Source organism: Mucilaginibacter mali, assembly GCF_013283875.1.
GTDB lineage: Bacteria > Bacteroidota > Bacteroidia > Sphingobacteriales > Sphingobacteriaceae > Mucilaginibacter > Mucilaginibacter mali.
The window spans coordinates 4,560,182-4,578,743 of record NZ_CP054139.1 but is presented as its reverse complement, the minus strand read 5'-3'; the positions used below and the strand labels follow the sequence as shown (position 1 = coordinate 4,578,743).

Sequence of the window (18,562 nt, the reverse complement as noted above, 5' to 3'; positions counted from 1 at the left end):
CGCTTTTGATTTATTACTAATCGTCATTGCGAGGAGCGTAGCGACGTGGCAATCTCGTAGTATGTATACCAAGCTACGGGATTGTCACGCTATCGCTCGCAATGACAAGTTACAAGGGTGGATGCGGCGGTGGTGGCGGCAGTTTCACGTGGGGCAACTTGATATGCAATCGCTTCGGGCGTGGATGTGCCGGTGGCTTGCGTACAGTCACTGTGCGGTGATTAACTACAACCGGCGGTTTTCCGGGATGGGGTGGTGGTGGCGGTAATTTTACCTGCCATACTACCGACGCTGGCGCTGTTACCGTGCCGGCATTTACCGATACAGTTACTGTAGCCATCAGCATCGCGATAATTAATATCCTGGCGATCTTCATGTTATTGAAAGGTTAAATGAGTTGATACTTGTTGATGAACGCAAAAATGACCGGTTTGTTTTAGCGATCATCTGCTTGTTTAGCAGATTGCAATGGTAAATGGTTCTTAGTGTATTTATCATAATTTATATTAAGTCTATAGAATTTATAGATTTTTCTTGGATTTAATAAAACAAGCATTTATGTTTGCATCATAATATGAATTTACAAGGTATCAAATACATGTTTTTAATGCGAATGCCCCGCACCCGCGAGGTCATGTGTTGCTGTTGTTAATACAGATTTAAGGCGCCTGCTGCCACAAAACAAACACATCGTTAAAACAAATTTTGATCGCCATCCATGCACACATTTTTTAATACAACTACGTCCCGTATAAATTGCTTTGCGCTGCTGGCAGCTGCTGCAACTGTATTGTTTTTCAGTTCGTGGGGCACTGCACCACGCCGGGCATCACTCTGCCAATTGGCGGGTGAGGACGCTTTCCACACAACAACATCGTGGCATAATTTAAAGATAAACGGGAAGCAGCTACGGTACAAAGCTACTGCCGGTTATGTATCTGTAAACGACAGCAACCATCACTCAGCGAAGTTATTTTACACCGCTTACACGGCCGTGCAGGGTAAGCGCCCGGTAACTTTTGTTTTTAACGGCGGGCCGGGGTCATCGTCTATCTGGCTGCATATGGGCTCGTTCGGGCCGGTGCGGGCGGTGCCGGGTAAGGCAGGGTATACGGATAACCGCGATACCTGGCTGGGCTTTACCGACCTGGTATTTATCGACCCGGCGGGCACAGGCTACAGCCGCCCCGATGATGGTACCGATGCGCGCCGATTTTATGGCTATCACGAAGATATCCGTGCCATCGGCAGGTTTATTCAGCAGTATCTTTCCGAAAATAACCGCCAAAACGCGCCTGTATTTTTAGCCGGGGAAAGCTATGGCGCCGCCCGGGCGGTGGGACTGGCAGCATACCTGCAGGATACCCTGCATACCTCGCTATCAGGACTAACCTTAATTTCCCCGGCGCTTGATTACCGGCTGATCACCTTTAATAAAGGTAATGATGATGCGTATCCTTATTACCTGCCAGCTTATGCCGCTGCAGCGCAATATCACCATCAACTTGCGCCGCAATTGCAGGCGCTAAATGCCGCGCTGCTGAACGCCAAAGTATCCCGCTTCGCATTTAGCGCCTATAGTCAATTTTTAAAGAATGGTAAAAACAGCGCCGAAGTACTGGACTCCCTGAGTTATTATACCGGGATTGATAAAGCCACATTACAAGCCCTGAACGGACGGCTTACCGATACCCGTTTTACGCATCTGTTGCTGAAGAATGCTCATCTGCAAACCGGGACGTATGATAGCAGAATAAGCGGTAATACTAACGCCGCCGACCCAAGTGAAGCGCTGTTGCGCAAAACATTTCCGCAATCATTTCAGCAGTACATCGCGCAAAACCTGGCGTATAATAATCGCCTGCCCTACCTGGCTACCATAGCTACACCCGGTTGGAACTACGGGCCGGCAACAAGCAACGGCTATTTAAACGTGGTGCCTTTGTTAAAGAATACGCTGAGCAAGCATCCTCGTTTAAGGGTGCAGGTAGTGAGCGGGACTTACGACCTTGCAACACCGCCCGCAACGGTAGATACGGCCGTAGCGGCGATCAATGCAAGTGGCGTGTTTAACAACCGCCTGCAGGTGCACCATTACTATGCCGGGCATATGCTTTATACCGACGATAAGGCTAACACCCAATGGAAAAAAGACAGTGAAAATTTTTATCAAAAAACCATATCAGCCCAAATTTGAAGCGAATGAATAACAAGGCGGAGTGGCCGAGTGGTGAGGCAGGCGTCTGCAAAACGCTTTACAACGGTTCGATCCCGTTCTCACGCCTCCAATAATTTTGTACCCTCTCTCATATTAGGTTTATAATTGGTTCGTAAATGCCCCTGCCCATCAGGGGCTTTACATTTTTTATGCACCCTTCCCTGCCCTCCCCGAAGGGGAGGCTACTGTGTGGACACATCCTTTAACTATTATCCTGATAAAGGAGCCAACCTTCATAGACGTTATAGAACTTGGCCAGGCCCTTAACTTCCTCAAAGCTACAACTGCACGTTTTTCTATCCGTTTATCGCCAAAGGCCCCTTTAAAATCCGGGTTTGTATTGATAGGTTCGTCCATCCTGCAAAACTCCGACTTTATAGCATACTTGTGTCCACAAAGTAGCTCCTTCTGAGAGGGCCTGGGAGAGGTCTCAGACCCGCTTCTTTTTCAAATTCTGATAATCGATATAATACAAGATTTTAACCGAGTAGTTATTATTCTTCGGCTGGTTGAAGGTATTATCAAAATTATTTAGGTAGCCGTATTTGGCAATATTAGAACTGGTAAGCGCCGAGCTTTTCCAGGCCAGGCTAAGCGTACTGCCCGGGGCAAACTGCCACTCGTATATCATATCGATATTCCACACGTTGTAGTTTTGATCTACCGCGTGATCGAAATTGGTTGAGGTAAGATGTGTCAGCTCGCCATCCTGCGCCAGGTCGTAAAACTCTTTATTGTTCAGCTTAGACCAGTAGTGGCGCAGCCTGAACGATAAGCCGGCCACGTTATTGAACGTGTATTTTACGTTAAAAATATTCTCGACCGTTTGCATATCCCTGCGGGCAAAAATGGGGTTATTGCTCACGGTATCCATGGTAGAAAAACCCACATAGTTGCTGCGGGGCGTATACGAAATGTCGCCGCCTATACCAAAATTGTTGGTGACGCGCAGGTTGTATCCTACTTCGGCATCGTAGCCCTTGCCGGCAAATCTATTCCGATTGCGAAGTGCGACGAATATGTAGCCATTAAGCCGGTTCGAGCGACTGGTGTTGATATTGAAATTAAGATTATTCTCTTCAGGGCGGCGGAACACCCGGCCTGCCACCCGCGGTTCGTAGAAGTCGTTACCCTCTCGGTTATTGTTCAGGTTGATGTTACCCTGCCAGGTATTTTTAAAGCGGAAGAAGCTACCCAAATTCAACTCCAGTTTTTGGAAGGCCGACGGCTTGTACATGCGCGAGTAATAGATGTTTGAATAAAGGCCCCAATTGGTGAACAGGTTGCCTTTGGGCTTATAATTGGCGTATTGCAGATTGATGTTATGATCGAAATAATTGTTGTTGAACAGGATGCCCAGATCGTTTGAATCATAATTATCATTCACCAGGTCCTCGGTAACCTGGGCCGTGAAATTGCCCTGTGTTTTCCCGGCAGATACTTCATAACTGTAACCGGTTTTGGTATGGTCGGTATAAAACAGGTTACTCATTAAGCCATAACCGCTCACACCGTAAGAGTTGGCTTTGTTCTTCAGGTTAAACACCAAACCACCTACATCCGAGTTGTAATCCTTGCCGAATCGGTTCACATTGGTATTAATGAGGGTAATAGCCGAATTATTCTTCAGGTTTTGATCGAGCACCAGGATATTGTAATTGGTCAACGGCGATGTTTCTACCTCGCGGCGGTTGCCGTTGGCATCTTCCACAATAGCATTAGCCGAATTGGTGATGGCATTGAACACGCCGATACCCAAACCATTCGATAATCGACCGGACAGCTTGGTGGCGTTTAACAGGCGCGTTTCGGTAGGATTACGGATCACCTCCTCGCCTGGTTTCAGGTTATTATAGGCATTGCCATAATCAATCGGCTGCCCGCCTACACGGCGACTGTAAAACAGGTTACCCTTGTTAAATAGTTCGGTACCCTCGGTAAAAAAGGGGCGGTTCTCGGTATATTTTACTTCGAAAGGCGTCAGGTTCAAAACCTTATTATCCGATTGCACCTGCCCGAAGTCGGGGATCAGCGTCATATCCAGCGTAAAGCTGGCGTTGATGCCGTACTTCACATCCATCCCGCCGTTAACTGATCCTGTAGTGTTTTTAACGTCGGCAGTATTGTAAGGGTAATGGTTAAGATAGGTGGAGAAGTAAGGATAAAAACCCAGGCGCAGCGGCGGTGTGATATCTTTCAGATTGGTTAACTGCCCCTCCTGGTTCATCAGCCCATTCTTTTTAGGGTCAAGCTCGTTCCAAAACATCTGGGCCTGGGTGCACTGGCGGCGGCGCACCATGTTCAAACCCCATGTCTGCACATCTTTTTTTGAGAAGCGCAAGGCAGAGTAAGGTATCTTAAACTCGGCAGACCAGCCTTTATCGTCAACCGTTACCTTGCTTTCCCAAACGCCGTTCCAGGTGTCGTCCTCGTTACCGCCGTTGCTGTATTTGGCATCGTATTGCACGCCCGCGGCAGTAGTATAAAAACCGGTACCGTTCAGTCCGTCAAGGTAGGTATCGAAGATGATACCCACAAAGTCATCGTTGGCGATTTTATCGCGCGTGGTCAACTCGCGTGCTACCCTTTTTTCGGATGTTTCGTACATGCGGGCGGCCACGTAAATTGCGTTGTTATCATAAACGATTTTTACCTCGGTACGCTCCTCCGGTTTTTCGTGGCGACCGGCTACGGGATTGTTCTCAATAAAATCAGTAGCGATGGGGACGTTCTTCCAGGCTTCGTCATCAAGCAAGCCATCTATTTTGGGCGGAGTAGTGGTTTTTACAGCCTCAAGTTTTTTTACCGGAGCCTGGGCAATAGCAAATAAGGTGAAACAGGATAATATAATGGTGAATATCGGCTTCATTTTTCGGTTAATAGTAGTATTGCTTATAAGACACCGAAAGTAGGCCAATGGTTACAAGATTTCTGTTAAACAATGGTTAAGAGTAGTTAAACTATGTTAAAACCAATGTGTTAAAATCACTTTTTAGGGAGGGAACTTTAGAAACAAAAAAAGGCGAAGAATCCTAAAACCCTTCGCCTTTTACCTTTAAGCTTTTACCTTATTTAGATAAATACCTTGATTTCTCCTTATACAAGTGCCTGAAGTAAGCGTCCTGCAGATTCGGGATGAAGCGGATAGCTTCGCCGGTCGATTTCATTTCAGGGCCTAATTCTTTTTCTACTTCAGGGAACTTATCGAACGAGAACACCGGCTCTTTAATAGCGTAGCCCTTCAGTTTGCGTTCGATGTTAAAGTCTTTTAGTTTATGGGTGCCCAGCATTACTTTGGCAGCGATGTTGATGTATGGCACATCATAAGCTTTAGCAATGAAAGGCACGGTACGTGAAGCACGCGGGTTAGCCTCGATCACATAAACCTTATCGTCTTTGATAGCGAACTGGATGTTCAGCAAGCCGCGCACATTTAGGGCCTGGGCAATCTTTTTCGTATGTTCTTCCATTTGTTTGATCACCGATTCCGACAGATCGAACGGTGGCAATACCGCGCTCGAATCGCCCGAGTGGATACCGGCCGGTTCAATGTGTTCCATCAAACCAATGATGTGTACATCATCGCCATCGTTTATCGAATCCGACTCGGCTTCGGCAGCACGGTCAAGGAAGTGATCGATCAGTACGCGGTTACCCGGCAGGTTTTTCAGCAGGTTTACAACCGCTTTTTCCAGGTCTTCATCGTTTATCACAATGCTCATGCCCTGGCCGCCTAATACGTAGCTTGGGCGAACAAGAACCGGGTAGCCAACTTCGTGCGCAACTTCCAGCGCCTCTTCAGCGCTTTCGGCCACACCATATTTCGGATAAGGGATATCCAGGTCCTTCAGCAAATCGCTGAAGCGGCCGCGGTCTTCGGCAATATCCATATCATTATAGCTGGTACCGATGATCTTAATGCCGTGCTGGTGCAGCTTCTCGGCCATTTTTAGCGCGGTTTGGCCACCTAACTGAACGATAACACCTTCCGGTTTTTCCAGTTCGATGATCTCGCGCACATGTTCCCAAAACACCGGCTCGAAGTATAGTTTATCGGCCATGTTAAAGTCGGTAGAAACCGTCTCCGGGTTACAGTTGATCATGATCGCCTCGAAGCCGGTTTCTTTAGCGGCCAGCAAACCGTGCACGCAGCTGTAATCAAATTCGATACCCTGGCCTATACGGTTAGGGCCCGAGCCTAATACGATGATCTTCTTTTTATCTGATACTATCGATTCGTTCTCGCCCTCGTAGGTAGAGTAGAAGTACGGCGTTTTGGCCTGGAATTCAGCCGCGCAGGTATCCACCATTTTGTAAACGCGGTGCATACCCAATGCTTTGCGGCGCTGGTAAACATCTTCTTCGGTGGTAGAGTTGCCTAAAATGTAGGCGATCTGCACATCCGAGAAACCTTTTTGCTTCAGCGTGAATAAAAACTCCTCAGGAATATTATTCAGCGAATAGCGGCGCAACTCGGTTTCCATGTTAACGATATCCTGGATCTGGTTCAGGAACCAGCGGTCTATTTTGGTGGCCTTGCGGATAGATTCGACAGGCACACCCAGGCTCATGGCATCGTAAACGTGGAACAGCCTGTCCCAGCTTGGGTGCTCCAGGCTGTGCATGATCTCGTCCAGGTTGCGGCTTTGGCGACCATCGGCGCCTAAGCCGGCGCGACCGATCTCTAACGACTGGCAGGCTTTCTGCAACGCTTCTATAAAACTGCGGCCGATGCCCATTACCTCACCTACCGATTTCATTTGCAGGCCCAGCTCGCGGTTGGCGCCTTTAAATTTATCGAAGTTCCAGCGTGGGATCTTCACGATCACATAATCCAGCGTAGGCTCAAAATAAGCCGATGTGGTTTTGGTGATCTGGTTTTCTATTTCATCCAGGTTGTAACCGATGGCCAGCTTAGCGGCAATTTTGGCAATAGGGTAACCGGTAGCTTTTGATGCCAGTGCGGATGAGCGCGATACACGCGGGTTGATCTCGATAGCGATGATGCTTTCATCGGCCGGGTTAACCGAGAACTGTACGTTACAACCACCTGCGAAGTTACCGATGGCGCGCATCATCTTGATGGCCTGGTTACGCATTTCCTGGTAGCAGCGGTCGCTCAGGGTCATGGCCGGGGCTACAGTGATCGAATCGCCGGTGTGGATACCCATTGGGTCAAAGTTCTCGATAGAGCAGATGATAATTACATTGTCGTTATTATCGCGCAGCAACTCTAACTCATATTCCTTCCAGCCCAGTACGGCTTGCTCTACCAACACTTCGTGCGTTGGCGATGCCTGTAAGCCGCGGCTCAGGGCCTGGTCAAATTCTTCTTTTTTATGTACGAAGCCGGCTCCTTTACCACCCAGTGTATAGCTTGGGCGTATAACCAGCGGGAAACCGATATCCTGCGCGGCCTCCTTCCCTTCAAGGAAAGAGTTGGCTATTTTAGATTTAGCCACGCCTACACCAATATCAACCATCAGCTGGCGGAAAGCCTCGCGGTTTTCGGTCTTTTCAATCGCGGCTACATCCACACCAACAACGGCTACGCCATATTTTTCCCAAATGCCACGTTCCGATGCTTCAATACACAGGTTCAACGCAGTTTGGCCACCCATGGTAGGCAATACAGCGTCGATTTTTTGCTCCTGCAGTATCTGCTCTAAACTGTCGCAGGTAAGGGGCAGCAGGTACACGTGGTCGGCAATAACCTTATCGGTCATGATGGTTGCCGGGTTGCTGTTAATGATGGATACGGTGATACCCTCGTCTTTTAACGATAGCGCGGCTTGCGAACCCGCATAATCAAACTCGCAGGCCTGGCCTATAATAATAGGGCCTGAACCGATGATCAATACTGATTTGATGGAATTATTTTTGGGCATAGTGTTTTGAGGTTATGGTTCATGGTTCATGGTTCATGGCTTATACCGGTTGAGCTATAAAAGGCCTGTTTGGGTAGAATACTATGAACTATGATCCATCAACTATGAACTATAATTTCTATGCGCCGTGGACGAGCAAACCCGACCTCAGCGTCGGGGTGCAAAGATAGGATTTATGCCCGGTTTTCGACGTATTATTTTAAAATCGTTTTCAGCATTTGTGAACATCTTTAAATTTAAGCATATCCTTCAGCCGTAGCTCCTTTTCGGTATCGAAACCGCAGGATGTTGTAAAATTCTTTGGATTGCTGTAAGTGCCAAATAACATATCCCACCAAACAATATCGCCGTAATTATTGCTATGTTTTTCGTATTCGTGGTGTATGCGGTGCATCTCGGGGCGCTGAAAAATGTAGCCCACCCACTGCGGCGTTTTTACATTGGTATGATAGAAAAACTCGCCCAGGGCAGTGCACAGCGTGTAAATAGCGCCTGCTTCGGGGTTTAAACCCAGCAATGTGTAAACCAGCAAACTGCCGATAATGGAGTTTACCGTCATCTCCAACGGGTGTTTGTAGAACGACGTGATCACCTCGATACGCTGGGCGCTGTGATGGATCTGGTGGAAGCGCGTCCATAAAAAATCGCTTTCGTGCCTCCAGCGGTGCCACCAGTAAAATATAAAGGTGGCACCGAAGTAGGCGATCATTCCGCCAGCCCATGCTGGTACATGTGCCGACAGATGAAACAACGAATAGGTTGAAAGCCATTTTTCCCAGGTAAAGCCGGCAGCCACCACCACCAGCAGTTGAATAAAATTAATAGCCAGCACGCGGATGATCCAGGTAGGCACTTCGGGCAGGCGCCAGCCGGGGATGCTTTTTTCGATAATGAAACAAAAAGCGAAGCAGGTGAGAATGACGATAAGCATGACATTGATTTTTGATAAACCAAAGGTGGGGTGGATATGGGGTGAAAAGTTTTGACTTAAGTCAAAAAGTGTACTGCCCCGCAATGACGTGAGGGTATTGCCGCTGTCGCTATCGCGCTCTTATCCTGCTTAAAGTCTCCTGCTTAATGCTTAAGTAAGTGGCAATTTGCCCCAGTGTAGCTTTTTGCAAGATGCCGGGATATTGCGCCAGCAACTTTTCATAACGTTGTGTGGCGGTGAGTGTCTGCAAATCAATAGCCCGTTCCTCGCTGCGAATATAGTATTGCTCGGTAATCACGCGGCCGGTGATGTTAAACTCAGGGAAGGTTTTGTACAGATATTGCAACTGGTCCCAGGTGATGGATTGCAGTGTGCAATCTTCCAAAGCTTCGATATTTTCAAACGATGGTTTACGCGAAAAGAAGCTGTAAACCGATATGATGATATCGCCAGTATCCATAAACCAATTAGTAAAAGTGCTGTCGCCTTTATCGTAATAGGCACGTACAAAACCCTGCTTTATAAAACAGATGCGTTGCGATACCTGCCCGCTTTTTAATATCTGCTGCTTCTTTTTTACCTGCCCCTCTACCAGCATACCGGCAATAGCATCTTTTAATGGCTGCGATAAAATGGTGATGCTGTTAAGTGTTTGAAAAAGTGGCGAGGTGTCCATCGGTGTTAAAATGTAAGGCAATTTACGGCAAAACTTTGGGGTAAAATAATTGTGATGTTGCAGGCAGATCGATCATGTTAACCAATGCTAAATTTTAATTCGTTTTATGATAGGCTATTTTTAAAAAATTGGTTAACTTGCCTTATACGCACCGAAACTATAGTACTATTATGAAAACACTGTACCTGTTGCTGGTTGGTATCGCGCTTTCCGCCTGCGGAACAATGCAATCTATCGTAAAATCATCGTTCCCATACACGGCCAATGTAGAAATACCGGGCAACGGTATGGCTGGCAAGCAATATACAGCAGTGAGTACGGCCAGCAGTGCCGACCAGGCATTTATGAAGCACGATGCCGATAACATCAACGCCGTGCGTATCGTATCGGCCAAATTACAGGCTATCGACCCTACGGATTTTAATATCGGGCAAATGGAATCGGTACAGGTATATATTTCTAAAACAGATGGTAAGGGCGCAACGATGGTAGCATCGCGCAAGAATATCAACCCCACTATTGGCAACAGCCTGGTGCTGGATATTGATAACGCCCACTTTTTAGATGAACTGGTGCGCGAACCAAGCCTGCAGGTTAAACTGGTATATAAATTGCGCCAAAACATTGCCAAAGGCGTTAACCTGCATGTGGTGCTAAGTATAGCGGCCTATCCCAATAGACAGGATGCTAATTAAGGAAGTTTTGAGTGGTCCGCCGATCTATTTGATCAGCTTATTATCGTTATCAGGGAAGATCAATATCGGCTGATAGGCACGTGCTTCATCCATTTCCATATAGGCGTACGACATGATGATCACCACATCGCCTACCTGGGCTAAGCGTGCGGTAGCGCCGTTAAGGCAAACGGTACCGCTGCCTCGCTCGCCTTTTATTACATAGGTTTCAAAGCGGGCGCCGTTGTTATTGTTAACGATCTGTACTTTCTCGTTGGGGATAATATTGGCGGCCTCAATCAGGTCCTCGTCAATAGTGATACTGCCTACATAGTTCAACTCGGCTTGCGTTACTTTAACCCGGTGAAGCTTAGATTTTAGCACTTCAATAATCATAGCGCAAAGGTAGTGAATTAGTTAATTAGAGATTAGTTAATTAGAGATTAGTTGACAGTTGCATGAGATAAACAAGATCTAATCGTTCAATAACACATTGTCAATCAGTCTGGTTTTGCCCACGCGGGCGGCTACTAAAGCAACAAACGATACCGAGTTTTGATTGGCCGTGTGCAGCGTTTCACCATCGGCTATTTCCAAATATTCCAGGTCGACGCCGTCCTGCTGCCTGATGATATTGGCTGCCTGCTCTTGCAGTTGAGTAATGTTGTTTGATTTAAAATTATCCTTTAACCAAAACAGTGCTTTTGAGAGGATCAGTGCGTTTTGCCTTTCGGTAGCGGATAGATGAATATTGCGCGAGCTCATAGCTAGTCCGTCATCATCGCGCAGGATGGGGCACATTACCAGCCTGATTGGTAGTTTCAGCAGATCGACCATGCGGGCTATTACTTTAAACTGCTGGTAATCCTTTTGGCCAAACAGGGCCACATCGGGCTTTACAATATCAAACAGCTTAAATACCACCTGTGTTACCCCCTGGTAATGCCCGGGACGGAATTTGCCTTCCAACAAATGCTCCAGTTCGCCTATCTCCAAATGCCATTGCTCATTGCCGGCATACATCTCGCTTACCTCGGGGTTAAACAAAATATCGCAGCCAATTTGCTCCAGTTTGTGCATATCCTGCTCAATAGGGCGGGGGTAGCGCTCCAGGTCTTTAGGGTCGTTAAACTGGGTTGGGTTTACAAAAATGGTACTGATCACCACATCGGCGTTATCACGCGCCTGCCCTACAAGCGACAGGTGCCCCTGGTGTAAAGCGCCCATAGTTGGCACCAAGCCAATGGTTTTATCATTTGCCCGCAGCTGTTGCAGGTGCGCCTGCAATTCTTTTATACGTTTAAAAACCTTCAAATGGGTCCAGATTTAAAAAAGTGGGCAAAGTTGTGTAATTAGAACAAATAAACCAAAACTTAATGCACAAACTTTGTCAATTATTATTATAATGCTTATATTTGCAGACTCAAATTTTTTTTGAGTTCTCACATAATTTAAAACACTGATAAAAGATGGGTAAATCTAAGCTTCTGTTTATAACTCATGAAATGTCACCTTTTCTCGATCTCACAAAAATTTCTGAAATAACCCGCCAGCTGCCCCAGGCTATGCAGGATAAGGGTTTTGAGATCCGTATACTAATGCCCCGTTTCGGCAATATTAACGAAAGGCGCAACCGTTTACACGAAGTTATCCGTTTATCAGGGATGAATATTATTATCAATGATAATGATAATCCGCTGATCATTAAAGTGGCCTCTATTCCATCGGCCCGTATGCAGGTTTATTTCCTTGATAACGATGAGTACTTTCAGCGCAAGCACGTATTTGCCGATAAGGATGGTAAATTTTATGCCGATAACGATGAGCGCATGATCTTCTTCTGCAAGGGGGCTATTGAAACGGTGAAAAAATTAGGCTGGTCGCCGGATATTGTACATTGCCACGGCTGGATGAGCTCCCTGGTGCCGGTTTATTTGAAAACCACCTATAAAGACGATCCTACCTTTAAGCATTCGAAGGTGATCTATTCTATCTACGACAAGGAATTTAGCGGCGCTTTAAATGCTGATTTCGCGCATAAAGCCATTATGGCCGACATGAACGAAGAGCATACCGAAGTGTTTAAGCCGGGTACTAACGCCGCGCTTGATGCCGGTGCCGTAAAATATTCGGATGGTGTGGTTTTGGGCAGTGCAGATATTGATGCGGAAACGTTAAATAATGTTAAAAACAGCCATAAATCGGTTTTAGAATTTGAAGAGACCGCAGATTTCGAAAATTATTACAATTTTTACGACGAAATCACCAATGAGGAATTGGTGCATGTTGCATAAGTTTTTAACGCGCGTATGAAATTTTTCCGATTAGACTTATTGACCCTGTTAATAAGTCTTTTTATTTTAAGTGGATGTAAAAACCAGGATGGCATTGGCCTTACGCCTGATAATGCCTTAAATGGTTCACTGCTGGTTTATGATAATATTGTTGTAAACACCGTTCCGGAGGATACTACCGTTACCAGCGGGTTGGGTAAAACTCCGCTGGGCTACTTTAACGACCCGCAGATAGGGACTACCGAATCTAACATTGCGGCAAGCTTAGCGCTGCCGTCTTATTCGGCCTATACCGTTCCGTCGGGTACTATAACTATCGACTCTGCTGTATTGGTATTGCGTTACGCTGATGGCTTTTACGGCGACTCGTTGAACTCAAAATACAAGGTAAACATATATCAGCTTACCGAAAAGCCATCAGCCACAGATATCTATTATAACACCCGTAGCTGGAGTTATGACAATAGCGTATTGCTGGGTACAAAAGCATTTAACTCGCGCACGCATACCAAATTTAAAATAACCGATATTGTTGCCGGCGCTAAGGATACAATGAAACTGGTTCCAGCGCAATTACGTGTGCCTATTAGCAATTCGTTTATCCAAACTTCGCTTTTTGGCGCATCCAGTGTGCAGTTGGCATCAAATACAGCTTTTCAGAACGCTGTGAAAGGCTTGTATATCACTATGGATAAAGCTCAGCAGGGTGCAGGTGGTAATTTTATGATGGCCATCGACTCGAGCCGCATAGATGTTTATTATCGTACGGATAACGGCGGCACCCTTGATACTACAGTTGTTTCGATGCCGCTTGCCCAGCGCGCTGCCGAAATTAAGCACACTTATACAGCTTCTGTGCAAGCCGTGATTAATAACCAGGCCACATCAAACAGCGCGTTTTATGTGCAGGGATTGCTGGGTTTGCGCACAAAGATCAGTTTCCCCGATCTTAAGAGCGTTATTACCAGTGCGGGCAGCGATATTGTAATTAACCGGGCCGAACTGGTTGTTACGCCAACAATTGGCAGCACTATACCTTTTACGCCACAAAGTAAATTATCTTTATATCAACTTGATATTGCCAGGCAACGCACATTGGTGCAGGACGCTTCACCAGCCGACAAACGTTACCTGGGTGTTGATGTTTTTGGTGGATATTATACTGCCTCAAACGATTATCACTTTGTTATAACCGGCTACATACAGGATTTGATGAATGGTAAGACTAAAGATTACGGAACTTATCTTGGCGCGGTAGATTTTACCAACACAACCACTGTTGATTACCTGGCTACACCGTCCACTGCCGGGCGCGTCATCGGAGCAGGTACAATATCCAATAAATCGTCTGCAGATTACCCATACCGGGTGAAGTTGAATATAATTTATACTAAGGTTATCAAATAATTTAAAATCCCCGCAAGGGGATTTATTATTTATATACTTTAGCAAAATAATTTGTATGCTTTTTTGTTAAGCATTTAATTGTTTATTTAAACACTTAATTATTTATGTGCGGAATTGTAGGTTACATAGGCTATAGGGATGCTTATCCCATCATTATAAAAGGTTTACAACGTTTAGAATACCGTGGCTATGATAGCGCCGGTATTGCTTTGTTAGATAAAGAGCTAAAGGTTTATAAAAAAGCCGGTAAGGTAAGCGACCTGGAAAACTTTGTAAAAGATGTTAGCCTTAAAGGTGCTGTTGGCATGGGCCACACCCGCTGGGCTACACACGGCGCCCCGAGCGACCGTAACTCGCACCCCCATTCATCTGGCGACAGGAAGCTGACCATCATCCATAACGGTATTATCGAAAACTATTCGGTAATTAAAGAAGCTTTATTGGCGAAGGGCCATGTTTTTAAAAGCGATACCGATACCGAAGTGCTGGTTCACCTGGTTGAGGATATTCAAAACGAAACCGGCCTTGATGTGCAGGAAGCTGTACGTATAGCTTTAAACAGGGTAATAGGCGCATACGCTATCGTAATTATGAGCCAGGATGATCCCGATTTGCTGATAGCTGCCCGCAAAGGAAGCCCGCTGGTGATTGGGGTGGGTAAGGATGAATACTTCATCGCTTCGGATGCTACGCCTATTGTGGAGTACACCAAGAATGTGATCTACCTGAATGACAATGAGATCGCCTACATCCGTCGCGAAGACCTGCTGATCAAGAATATTGACAATACCGTTCAGACGCCATACATTCAAAAGCTTGATCTGCAGTTAGAGATGCTGGAGAAAGGTGGCTACGACCACTTTATGTTAAAGGAGATATACGAGCAGCCACGCTCTATCCGCGATTGTATGCGCGGCCGTATTTATCCTGATAATGGCATCGTGCAGTTGGGTGGTATAAAGGAATATACCGAGAAGCTAAAAAATATCGATCGTATTATCATCGTAGCCTGCGGTACATCGTGGCATGCGGGTTTAGTGGGCGAATACCTGATAGAGGAATATGCCCGTGTACCGGTTGAAGTGGAGTATGCTTCTGAGTTCAGGTATCGTAATCCTATCATTTCCGAAAAAGACCTGGTGATAGCTATTTCACAATCGGGCGAAACGGCAGATACGATGGCCGCTATTGAACTGGCTAAGGAGAAAGGTGCTACCATTTTCGGGATCTGTAATGTGGTTGGCGCATCTATTCCGCGTACTACACATGCCGGGGTTTATACACACGCAGGTCCGGAGATTGGTGTAGCCTCAACCAAGGCGTTTACTGCCCAGGTAACTGTGTTAACGCTAATGGCGTTCTATATCGCCCAGCAACGTGGTAAAATTACCCAGGGAAAAATGGTTGAATACCTGACTCAGCTGGATGAGATACCGCAGCTGGTAGAAAAGGCCTTAAAATCGAGCGGGCAGATCAAAGCGATTGCCGAGAAGTTTAAAGATTCTAACAACTGCCTGTTCCTGGGGCGTGGCAGTTCATTCCCGGTTGCGCTTGAGGGAGCCTTAAAGCTGAAGGAGATCTCCTACATACACGCCGAGGGCTATCCTGCTGCCGAAATGAAACATGGCCCTATCGCGCTGATCGACGCTGATATGCCGGTAGTGTTTATCGCTACCAAACATTCATCGTATGAGAAAGTGGTGAGTAACATACAGGAAGTAAAAGCCCGCGGCGGTCGTGTAATTGCCATTGTAACCGAAGGGGACACCACTGTTAGGGATATGGCCGAATACGTGATAGAGATACCACAAACCGGCGAAGCCTTTGTGCCGCTGCTGGCTACCATTCCGCTGCAATTGTTATCGTACTATATAGCTGTAATGCGTGGTTGTAATGTAGACCAGCCGCGTAACCTGGCAAAATCTGTAACAGTAGAATAATATTAATATGAAACAAAAGCTGGACGTTGACAGCTGGAACCGGAAGGAGCACTTCCGGTTTTTTAATTCCTTCGATCAGCCTTATTTTGGAGTGACCGTTGATGTGGATTGTACGCGCGCCTATCAAAATGCGAAAGACCTGGACGTATCATTTTACAGCTATTATCTGCACAAAATATTAGCTGCCGTTAACGCGGTTGAGAGTTTTAAGTACGGTATTGACGGCGAGGATGTTTATATCAGCGGCAGGGTTGATGCCTCGACCACTATTTTGCGCGATGATAAAACCTTCGGACTATCGTATATCAGGTACGAGGAGGATATTCATGATTTTCACCAGGTGGTTATTGCTGAAATTGAACGCGTTAAAAATACAACGGGCATCTTTACAACAGGCCCGCTAACTGATGTGATACACTTCTCAGCGCTCCCCTGGGTTAGCTTTAATAACATATCGCAGGCGCATAATAACAAATCGGGCGATAGCTGCCCTAAAATAACAGTGGGCAAGCTAACCGAAGCAAATGGGATTAAATCTATGCCTGTGCATATTCATGTTCACCACGGTTTGGTTGATGGTTATCATGTGGGTTTATATATCGATAAGTTACAGCAACTGTTGGATGGGTAAGTTCCGGATAGTATCATGCAAAATGCCCTGCACATGTGGGATATTTTTGCGTTTAGGGATGGTTATAAATTCGATATAGTAAAAATCAATAATAATTATATATTTGTATAGTTTTCATTTATATAAATATAACATGACTCTTGTACAACTGGAATACGCCGTAGCGGTTGATACCTACCGCAACTTTGTTTTAGCTGCCGAAAAATGCTTTGTTACCCAGCCTACGCTAAGCATGCAATTGCAAAAGCTGGAGGATACCCTGGGTGTAAAGATATTCGACCGCAGCCGACAGCCGGTTGTGCCTACCGAAGTTGGTATCGAGATCATAGCCCAGGCCCGCATCTTGCTGGCCGAAAGCCAAAAGATAAAAGAGATTGTAAGTGATCGCCAAAAGGAACTCTCAGGCGAATTAAAGATCGGTATCATCCCAACGGTATCACCTTACCTGCTGCCACGCATCATCACCAAATTTATTGACAAATACCCGCAGGTAAAGCTGATGGTATGGGAGCAAACCACCGAGCAGATCATCCAGCAGTTGAAGTTAGGCCTGATAGATTGCGGCATCCTGTCGACCCCGTTGCATGAAGCCAACCTAACGGAGATCCCCGTTTTTTACGAGAACTTTGTGGCTTACACCTCAAAAAGCAGTAAGCTGTTTAAAAAGAAGAATATCACATCCGAAGATATCGATCCCGAAGAAATATGGGTATTGAATGAGGGGCATTGCATGCGCGAGCAGGTACTTAATATTTGCCAGCGCCGCAAAACCACCCAAAGTTTTCTGCATTTTGAATACAATACCGGCAGTGTGGAAACCCTGAAGCGCATGGTAGACCAAAACAACGGCGCCACTATTTTACCCGAACTGGCCCTGTCCGAACTATCGGACAAGCAACTGGATAAGGTGCGCTACTTTAAATCGCCCGAGCCGGCACGCGAAGTAAGCCTGGTGATACAGCGCAACTTTTTAAAGCGCCGCATGATAGAAGCCTTGAAAAACGAGATACTGGAGTTTGTGCCGAAGCGCATGCGCAGTTTGAAAAAGAAGGAGATTATTAATATCTAATGTACTTAGGTAAGAGAATATAATCTTACATTAATTTTAACACAGGTAAAAAACCGTTACCAGTAATTCGCCTTTTTCGTTTCTCCATCTCACCCATCCACCTTTTTCGTTATCATCCTTTACTTTCAACCAATAACCCTTTATCTCAACAGGATGAAAGTTCTGATTGTTATTAAAGCGCAAACGCTTTGCCCCACCGGTAGTATCAGACCTGAGCGGGTTATAGCTGGTCGAGAAATCGACAGCAAAAGCATGTTTAAGGATATGCTGCGGCCATTTTTCGAACACTAAAAACTTTTCCCGGACAGATATCAGCTTTTCCGTTTTCTTGTTTTCATCTGTGATCACTTTATAAAACCCATCGCCAACCGCCGTGCATCTGAACATCATCACAAAATTTTCGCATTTAAGTGCATATGGAACAACATGGGGAACGGAATTTGAATCGGCCGAAAAGATAATTCTTTTCCAAAGTGTTTTATCGATGTTGTACAGGTTAAATGAGAAGGTGTCTTTAAACGACTGTTTTTCGTTGATAGCTACTATACCATAACATCCGTCAACAAGGCCTTCGCTTATTTTATTTTGATGTTTAGAGGGGACTAAAACAGATTGTTTAGTAATAATGTTATGTACTTTATGGTCAAACTCGGTGCAGCCAAAAGCAAATATCATAGCAATGAATATGTAATGCAGCCTTTTCATTTATGGCATACAATCTATTAAATTTTATTTTAACAGAAAAGGCCTGAACTTAAGTTCAGGCCTTTTCTGTTAAAGATACTTCGTCATCCAGAGCTATAGTGAAGGATCCCCGCCTTGTATATCTGCTCT

The 18,562-nt window shown here is 45.8% G+C and carries 16 protein-coding genes and 1 tRNA gene; 8 read left to right on the top strand and 9 right to left on the bottom strand.

Features of this window, described 5'->3' with window-relative positions; all coding sequences use genetic code 11:
- Positions 1–109: 109 nt before the first annotated feature.
- Positions 110–376 carry a hypothetical protein gene (locus HQ865_RS19305; protein ID WP_173416480.1) on the bottom strand — a complete coding sequence of 89 codons (267 nt, stop codon included), beginning with the start codon at positions 374–376 and terminating at the stop codon, positions 110–112.
- Positions 377–718: 342 nt separating this feature from the next.
- Here HQ865_RS19305 and HQ865_RS19300 point away from each other — a divergent pair, with 342 nt between their 5' ends.
- Complete coding sequence (locus tag HQ865_RS19300; RefSeq protein WP_173416479.1) at positions 719–2,197, top strand: S10 family serine carboxypeptidase-like protein; 1,479 nt, start codon at positions 719–721, stop codon at positions 2,195–2,197.
- Positions 2,198–2,213: 16 nt separating this feature from the next.
- A tRNA-Cys gene (locus HQ865_RS19295) sits at positions 2,214–2,288 on the top strand.
- Positions 2,289–2,365: 77 nt separating this feature from the next.
- Here the strand turns inward: HQ865_RS19295 and HQ865_RS19290 are convergent.
- The 5 genes from HQ865_RS19290 to HQ865_RS19270 form a co-directional block, all read right to left on the bottom strand.
- Positions 2,366–2,575 (bottom strand): hypothetical protein, encoded by a 210-nt coding sequence (locus HQ865_RS19290; protein ID WP_173416478.1) that lies wholly within the window; start codon positions 2,573–2,575, stop codon positions 2,366–2,368.
- Positions 2,576–2,648: 73 nt separating this feature from the next.
- A complete protein-coding gene (locus HQ865_RS19285; RefSeq protein ID WP_173416477.1) occupies positions 2,649–5,087 on the bottom strand; it encodes a DUF5916 domain-containing protein in 2,439 nt (812 codons plus the stop codon).
- Between the two features lie 199 nt (positions 5,088–5,286).
- Entirely contained in the window at positions 5,287–8,106 is a 2,820-nt protein-coding gene (gene carB, locus HQ865_RS19280) for a carbamoyl-phosphate synthase large subunit (RefSeq protein WP_173416476.1), read from the bottom strand.
- 211 nt (positions 8,107–8,317) lie between these two features.
- Positions 8,318–9,037: a sterol desaturase family protein gene (locus tag HQ865_RS19275; protein ID WP_173416475.1), complete on the bottom strand. Its 720-nt coding sequence runs from the start codon at positions 9,035–9,037 to the stop codon at positions 8,318–8,320.
- A 109-nt stretch (positions 9,038–9,146) separates the two neighbouring features.
- The gene (locus HQ865_RS19270) at positions 9,147–9,713 is read right to left on the bottom strand and encodes a Crp/Fnr family transcriptional regulator (RefSeq protein ID WP_173416474.1); all 567 of its coding nucleotides are present in this window, start codon (positions 9,711–9,713) and stop codon (positions 9,147–9,149) included.
- A 170-nt stretch (positions 9,714–9,883) separates the two neighbouring features.
- Between HQ865_RS19270 and HQ865_RS19265 the strand changes: the two genes are divergently transcribed.
- Complete coding sequence (locus HQ865_RS19265) at positions 9,884–10,408, top strand: hypothetical protein (RefSeq protein WP_173416473.1); 525 nt, start codon at positions 9,884–9,886, stop codon at positions 10,406–10,408.
- A gap of 24 nt (positions 10,409–10,432) precedes the next feature.
- Here the strand turns inward: HQ865_RS19265 and panD are convergent, their stop codons facing one another.
- A complete protein-coding gene (gene panD / locus HQ865_RS19260; RefSeq protein ID WP_173416472.1) occupies positions 10,433–10,783 on the bottom strand; it encodes an aspartate 1-decarboxylase in 351 nt (116 codons plus the stop codon).
- Between the two features lie 78 nt (positions 10,784–10,861).
- Positions 10,862–11,701: a pantoate--beta-alanine ligase gene (panC, locus tag HQ865_RS19255; RefSeq protein WP_173416471.1), complete on the bottom strand. Its 840-nt coding sequence runs from the start codon at positions 11,699–11,701 to the stop codon at positions 10,862–10,864.
- 155 nt (positions 11,702–11,856) lie between these two features.
- Here panC and HQ865_RS19250 point away from each other — a divergent pair, with 155 nt between their 5' ends.
- The 5 genes from HQ865_RS19250 (at position 11,857) to HQ865_RS19230 (ending at position 17,728) form a co-directional block, all read left to right on the top strand.
- Positions 11,857–12,681: a glycogen/starch synthase gene (locus HQ865_RS19250; RefSeq protein ID WP_173416470.1), complete on the top strand. Its 825-nt coding sequence runs from the start codon at positions 11,857–11,859 to the stop codon at positions 12,679–12,681.
- A gap of 15 nt (positions 12,682–12,696) precedes the next feature.
- Positions 12,697–14,088 carry a DUF4270 family protein gene (locus HQ865_RS19245; protein ID WP_173416469.1) on the top strand — a complete coding sequence of 464 codons (1,392 nt, stop codon included), beginning with the start codon at positions 12,697–12,699 and terminating at the stop codon, positions 14,086–14,088.
- A 104-nt stretch (positions 14,089–14,192) separates the two neighbouring features.
- A complete protein-coding gene (glmS, locus tag HQ865_RS19240) occupies positions 14,193–16,028 on the top strand; it encodes a glutamine--fructose-6-phosphate transaminase (isomerizing) (protein ID WP_173416468.1) in 1,836 nt (611 codons plus the stop codon).
- Positions 16,029–16,035: 7 nt separating this feature from the next.
- Positions 16,036–16,659 (top strand): chloramphenicol acetyltransferase, encoded by a 624-nt coding sequence (locus HQ865_RS19235; RefSeq protein ID WP_173416467.1) that lies wholly within the window; start codon positions 16,036–16,038, stop codon positions 16,657–16,659.
- A gap of 133 nt (positions 16,660–16,792) precedes the next feature.
- Entirely contained in the window at positions 16,793–17,728 is a 936-nt protein-coding gene (locus tag HQ865_RS19230; protein ID WP_173416466.1) for a hydrogen peroxide-inducible genes activator, read from the top strand.
- Positions 17,729–17,764: 36 nt separating this feature from the next.
- On the opposite strand, the gene HQ865_RS19225 is transcribed toward HQ865_RS19230, so the two are convergent.
- Entirely contained in the window at positions 17,765–18,403 is a 639-nt protein-coding gene (locus tag HQ865_RS19225) for a hypothetical protein (RefSeq protein ID WP_173416465.1), read from the bottom strand.
- Positions 18,404–18,562: the final 159 nt, after the last annotated feature.